This is a genomic window from Paraglaciecola hydrolytica, assembly GCF_001565895.1.
Classification (GTDB): Bacteria; Pseudomonadota; Gammaproteobacteria; order Enterobacterales; family Alteromonadaceae; genus Paraglaciecola; species Paraglaciecola hydrolytica.
This window is the reverse complement of record NZ_LSNE01000006.1, coordinates 314,632-320,861: the sequence shown is the minus strand read 5'-3', so window position 1 is coordinate 320,861 and position 6,230 is coordinate 314,632. Positions and strand designations below refer to the sequence as shown.

Genomic DNA, 6,230 nt, shown 5'->3' with positions numbered 1-6,230 from the left:
AAAACCCCGCCAAAAAAGCCGCTAAAGATGAAAGTTAAATACCATGAATTTTAACCTTGCCAGTTCACCCCACCAGCATATTCGTCGTGATACCGGACAAGTCATGCGTTTAGTTTTGTATGCCTTGATCCCCGGAATTTTATTGCAAACTTGGTTTTTTGGTTTTGGTACTTTAGTGCAAATTATGCTGGCGATTGTTACAGCAGTGGTAACTGAGGCCAGTATATTAGAATTACGCAAACGGGATTTTGAACGCAACTTGCAAGATTACAGTGCGGTATTAACCGCCGTTTTATTGGCCATCAGCATTCCACCTTTTGCGCCTTGGTGGCTGATTGTCATCGGCACATTTTTTGCCATTGCCATCGTAAAACAACTTTATGGTGGTTTAGGTTTTAACCTATTTAACCCAGCCATGGCGGCTTATGTGATGTTACTGGTGTCTTTTCCCTTACAGATGACCCAATGGCTACCAGCACAAAGTCTGGCCCAATATGACCATGGTTTTATCGATGCAGTTTATGCAATTTTCACCGGTTATAGTCAGGATGGTTTTAGCTTACAGCAGCTACGTTTTGGTATAGATGGCCACACTATGGCAACTCCACTTGATACTGTTAAAACCGAGCTACTTAACGGCCTAACTTACAGTGAAAGTCTGCAACTGGCGGTTTTTGACAGCAGTTTATACTCCGTCAATGTTGCCTGGTCGTGGATCGGTTTGGCCTTTTTGCTTGGCGGTTTGTGGTTAATTAAACAAAAAGTCATCAACTGGCATATTCCATTTAGTATGTTGGCTGCCATCTTTGTCGCCGCCACTGTAATGTCTTTTGTGGACGGTGATCGTTTTCCTGCCGGTATTTTTCATCTATTTAATGGCAGTATTATTTTGGGTGCCTTTTTTATCGCCACCGATCCGGTGTCGGCCGCCACTACTAATAAAGGCCGTTTAATTTTTGGTGCGGCTATCGGTTTTTGGGTCTATATCATACGTACTTGGGGCGGTTACCCTGATGCCGTGGCTTTTGCGGTAATCATCATGAATATGGCGGTGCCATTAATTGATTATTACACTCGCCCACGAGTTTATGGTCATAAAGCCGGACGTCGCGAAGCCAAAAGTAGTGGAGCCAAAAAATGACAAAGTCGATATTCAATAAAGGCTTGATTTTGGCTGCTTTTGCCATGGTAACCAGTGGTTTAATTGGCCTCACTTATTTTGGCACTAAAGAGCAAATCGCCCATCAGCAACAGCAAAAGTTACAAGCTATTTTAAACGCGATCATCGATCCAAGCTCGTATAACAATGCTATCGCTAACAACTGCGCCTTGATGACCTCTGCTGAGTATTTAGGTAGCAACGAGCCACAGCATATTTACCGGGCACTTAACAACGAACAAGCTGTTGCGGTTGCCATTGAAACCACTGCACCTGATGGCTACAGTGGTAAAATTCAAATAGTTGTGGGCTTAAATGATGATGCCGATGGCAATGTGATGATCAGTGGGGTCAGAGTACTTGATCACAAAGAAACCCCAGGTTTAGGGGATAAAATTGACTTACGAGTTAATGATTGGGTACTGAGTTTTGCCCAACGGATTTTTAACGCAGAAAGCGCTCCACGTTTTGCCGTGAAAAAAGACGGCGGACAATTTGACCAGTTTACTGGTGCAACGATTTCTCCCCGCGCTGTGGTTAAAGCCGTTAAGCGCAGTGCAGAGTTTTATCAGCTGCACAAAAACGACATTTTTGCCGCAGCCAATGCCTGTAGCCTAGACGCCTCTCCTGTTAATTCAGCTTCCAGCAAGGCAGATTAAAATGAATGAATTTAAACAATTAAGTTGGCAAGGCCTGTGGAAAAACAATCCAGCCCTTGTACAATTGTTAGGGCTTTGTCCCCTCTTAGCCACCACGGCAACTCTCATCAACGGGCTTGGTTTAGGTTTGGCTACTACATTGGTATTAATTGGCTCCAATACTACGGTATCACTCATTCGTAATTGGGTGCCTAACGAGATCCGTATTCCTATTTTTGTGATGATCATTGCGGCTTTTGTCACCGTCGTACAATTATTAATGAATGCCTATACCTTCACCTTATATCAGGCACTGGGCATCTTTATTCCTTTAATCGTGACTAACTGCGCCATCATTGGCCGAGCTGAAGCCTATGCTTCTAAAAACCCGGTTGGTCATTCAGCCTTTGACGGTTTGATGATGGGTTTGGGCTTTACCTTAATATTGGTGATCTTAGGCGGCATGCGCGAAGCTTTAGGTTACGGCACCCTATTCGCTGGTGCTAATCTACTCTTGGGCGACTGGGCCACTAGTTTAAAAATCACCCTATTTGAAACAGACAGCCCGTTTTTATTAGCTATTCTGCCCCCTGGTGCGTTTTTGGGCATGGGTTTATTAATCGCCCTGAAAAATATCATGGATAATCGCATGGAAGCTCTGTTTGCTGAAAAGGCCAAGCAAAAAATAGTGCAACGAGCCAGAGTCACGGCAGAGAGCTGAGAAGCAGAAACTAGAAACTAGAAACTAGAAACTAGCAACTAGCAAACTAAAATAGTAGTGCATTATGAATAAACAAAAACGACTAGCAATGTTAACTCGCTTACGTGCTGAGAATCCCCACCCAACGACCGAACTCAACTTTAGTACGCCATTTGAATTGCTGATTGCCGTCCTACTATCGGCACAGGCCACGGACGTTGGTGTTAACAAGGCGACTGCCAAACTTTACCCCGTGGCAAATACCCCACAGGCAATATTAGACTTAGGCCTAGATGGTTTGAAATCCTACATAAAAACCATAGGTTTATTTAATACCAAAGCTGTCAATACCATGAAGACCTGCCAAATGTTGGTAGACCTACATAATGGCGAAGTACCAGAAAACCGCGAAGCACTCGAAGCCCTACCAGGCGTGGGCCGTAAAACTGCAAACGTAGTACTCAACACGGCTTTTGGTTGGCCTACTATCGCTGTCGACACCCATATATTTAGAGTCAGTAACCGTACCGGTTTAGCCCCGGGCAAAAACGTTGATCTCGTTGAACAAAAACTGCTTAAAGTCATACCTACCGAATTTAAAATAGATGTGCATCACTGGTTGATTTTACATGGAAGGTATACCTGCATCGCCCGCAAACCTCGCTGTGGTTCCTGTATTATCGAAGACTTGTGTGAGTTTAAAGAGAAGACTGAGTAGTCAAATGTCGCCTGTGAGCGAAAATAAATACAAAGGAAACTATCTTTCAGTCGTGATTATGGTCCATTTTCGCCCCCAATTGCGCGTAATAAAATCATGAGCACTGCCCCTATGATACGATGCCATTGGTATTTTGACTTGAGGACCATTTACTGTACAATTTTTATTCAAACTTAACGTAGAGGGAAGATTTTGCTACTCAGGAACACAGCAATAATATGGATATGCTTGTTGTCGTGCATTTCAACAATGGTGGTAGCCAAAGAAATCTACCCCTTTGAATCAGCTAACTCTGGGCTTTGGACTGGAGAGGTTATAGGGGTAGATAGGCCATTTAAAAGCCTAAATATATCATTGTCTAAGTGGAGTTTTAAACAAGGAAAGCATAGCGCATCATTGCTCCTGACTACCTTTTTAGATTCGAGTGAATTCGATATTATTGGTAAAGTAAATTGTCAGTTTTCTTTGCAGCAACAAGATCTTAACGCTAAAAAATCATATTTATCTTTCATTCCTTCACTTATGCCTAACAAAGGCAAAAACAAAAAGGCGATTGCAGCCAATGAAGTGTGCACCAAGATAGGCGTAAACCGGATTGAGTTTTTCGCGGTAAGCAGTGCAAATGTAGGAGTAGAAATATCCTTCGCGCAATACCCTACTGTCAAGGCACTTATAGCAATAAGCCAAGGGCGACCGATTGCTTTAGGTGCTAGCTACGTTAACCTTGAAAACGCAATTAAGTTTGGCTGGTTAAGCGCTAAAGAAGTAAAGCTGCTTCCTAATGGCGTTTTCAAAAAAGGTCTGCCAGGGATTTGGGTTGGAGAGTTCACACCTGAAAATACCGGTTCAAGCAATCTTTCCAGTGGCAACGTAATAGGCCTAACATTCAATGCTGGAAGGCTTTCAGGTTCGATTACATTAGTTGTGGATGGTAAGAATTGCATTTATGCTGTCGATAAGCTGGAAGGCTCAACGAATACAACGTTTTCCATAAGTGTAGTTGCCGCCGAACGGACCTCATGCCCCAGTATCACTATAAAGCAGATTACTTTTGAAGCAATTAGTGCAAATCAGATAAGCGTTACGGTGTTGACGCAAAATGGTACGGATTACAAGGCGTTATTTTTCGGGCAAGGAGAGGGGCGATTACCGTTTCAGGAAGCGGATGTGTCTAGCCAACGCAATGAGCCATCACCCAGCAACAAAAAAGTAGTGAAAAAAGTCACCTCTCCCCATTTACGTGATAATCCAGATTACGAAGAAGACATTTGGCAGCTAACCAATTGGGTGGCATTGGATATAAATAATCGGAATAAAAAGCTATATAGCAAACCCTATTTATTAACTGTGGCATTACCATTTGGCGCTTTGGGTCTTGAGCTTACGGTTTCTGATATGCTCACTGGTGCCATATTTCAGTTTAAAGGCCACTGTAGCCCTTGGATGGTGGTTAACTTTTTAGGTTTTCACGGTATAACTGCCAATCGCGCAGATGATGTAAGTGCCCTTCTAATTCGTGAACAAACTCAATTTTATACAACGAATAAACTTTCTGAGTTTACCGCCTTTGTTAAACCACTTAATGTCATGGTAAAAGCTCTGAACCTAGCCTGCCGTGCAGCAAATATAGAGGCCATCAGGATAGAGGTGCCAAAAGCGAAAATTGCGCCAATCGAAAAGGCGCAGCAGGAGGCTTATCATCGAGCAACACGTACCGCATATGGTACGCTTTCGCGTAAGAATCAGTGGGTATTTCAAGATGGTTACCATGGGCATGCTGAACCAACCACTTTTAGAGCAAAAATAAACTTACGCAACGACTATATAGACTTTGAAACCGAATCAGTTTGTAAACCTGAGCCACATTTCAACTTAGAAATTTCACACAGGTTGCTGCTTGATATTCCATTTAGTGCTATATCGGAAATAACGACTCACTTGAGCCACCAATACAGTCTTTACTGTCCCGAAACACAACAAATTAGTTTTAGGTTTACTGGTGTGCCGACCGGTTATACTTGTCAGGATCTCGAGTGCATTGCGATCACTCAAAAATCTAACAACTGGCAAGCGGATCTATCGGCATTTATTACCCACGAAGAAGCAGCCAGACGCAAACAAATTGCATATGAGAATGCGCGCAAAGTGGATTCTGATAGCGTTAAAGCGCGTATTGAATTACTCAGTAAAACCGAATTAGAAATTGAGTTTTTGGATCACCCTCAAGTATTGAGCAATTCCCAAAAAAGATATTTTATGGTGAACAAAAGCGGTCGTTTAACGCATTTAGCACAACGACCAGGTGAAACAAATTATGTCAGCATTCTTCATGTAAGAAGTCAGTGGGATTGGGATGCAGGCTTAACACCCGGTGTGGAAATGGGAGTAGTCAAGATCGAGAAAAATCAACTAGCTTCCTACCAATATATTAGAGAACACCCTCCAGGTGTCTCGCCATTTTATCAGAGCTGCCGACTACCACAGATTAATCCCTTCCCATTCACCTTTGAATACCAGAATGTAATCCAAGATGGTAAGTCGGTTAAAGACATGTGGGAACTAACAACGGCCAGACCATACTGCTCAGTAGTTGGAATGAAACCCGGTGAGTGTGAAATTAGTGTATGCAGAAATGAACAAACCAAACCGTTAAAGACTTACTTGTTCATAGATGAACTAAAAGCACAGCGTTTTGCATTGGAAATTAGGTCTAAACAGACTGGTCCCAGTTCATATGCCGAAGATAAAGCAAGGATTCGTAAGGCTAATTTAAATATGGGTAAGTCTAAACACGCAGAATTCGAAGCTGATCCAATGTGTGGTCCAGTACGATGTAGCAAAGCCGAGGAACTGCAATTTCTATTAGATCAGTATTATCAATAACGCACCATGCTCACCTTAACATTATATTAAAGACTACGTGAATTAGCGCAGGCGTGAGAAGTTGAAGCGACCAACTAAAGTTCAAAATGATAGCCTCTGACAACCCGTTGTAATTCTGGTTTCGAACGTTCA

At 42.7% G+C, this 6,230-nt stretch carries 5 protein-coding genes; all 5 read left to right on the top strand.

The annotated features are described in order from the left end of the window. Window positions 1–43 precede the first annotated feature (43 nt). The 5 genes from rsxD (at window position 44) to AX660_RS13415 (ending at window position 6,098) form a co-directional block, all read left to right on the top strand. Window positions 44–1,141, top strand: a complete 1,098-nt coding sequence (rsxD, locus tag AX660_RS13435) for an electron transport complex subunit RsxD (protein ID WP_068377776.1) — start codon at window positions 44–46, stop codon at window positions 1,139–1,141. Further along, entirely contained in the window at window positions 1,138–1,818 is a 681-nt protein-coding gene (rsxG, locus tag AX660_RS13430) for an electron transport complex subunit RsxG (protein ID WP_068377774.1), read from the top strand. The genes rsxD and rsxG overlap by 4 nt, the downstream gene beginning before the upstream one ends. 1 nt (window position 1,819) lies before the next feature. Then, window positions 1,820–2,518, top strand: coding sequence for an electron transport complex subunit E (locus AX660_RS13425; RefSeq protein WP_068377772.1), 699 nt, complete (start codon window positions 1,820–1,822; stop codon window positions 2,516–2,518). Window positions 2,519–2,582: 64 nt separating this feature from the next. After that, window positions 2,583–3,215 (top strand): endonuclease III, encoded by a 633-nt coding sequence (gene nth / locus AX660_RS13420; RefSeq protein WP_068377771.1) that lies wholly within the window; start codon window positions 2,583–2,585, stop codon window positions 3,213–3,215. A 249-nt stretch (window positions 3,216–3,464) separates the two neighbouring features. Beyond that, the gene (locus AX660_RS13415) at window positions 3,465–6,098 is read left to right on the top strand and encodes a hypothetical protein (RefSeq protein WP_068377769.1); all 2,634 of its coding nucleotides are present in this window, start codon (window positions 3,465–3,467) and stop codon (window positions 6,096–6,098) included. Window positions 6,099–6,230 lie beyond the last annotated feature (132 nt).

Bases quoted from the DNA above. Each gene is read 5' to 3' on its own strand.
- nth (WP_068377771.1), top strand. From the start codon at position 2,583: ATGAATAAACAAAAACGACTAGCAATGTTAACTCGCTTACGTGCTGAG.
- AX660_RS13415 (WP_068377769.1), top strand. From the start codon at position 3,465: ATGGTGGTAGCCAAAGAAATCTACCCCTTTGAATCAGCTAACTCTGGG.
- AX660_RS13425 (WP_068377772.1), top strand. From the start codon at position 1,820: ATGAATGAATTTAAACAATTAAGTTGGCAAGGCCTGTGGAAAAACAAT.
- rsxG (WP_068377774.1), top strand. From the start codon at position 1,138: ATGACAAAGTCGATATTCAATAAAGGCTTGATTTTGGCTGCTTTTGCC.
- rsxD (WP_068377776.1), top strand. From the start codon at position 44: ATGAATTTTAACCTTGCCAGTTCACCCCACCAGCATATTCGTCGTGAT.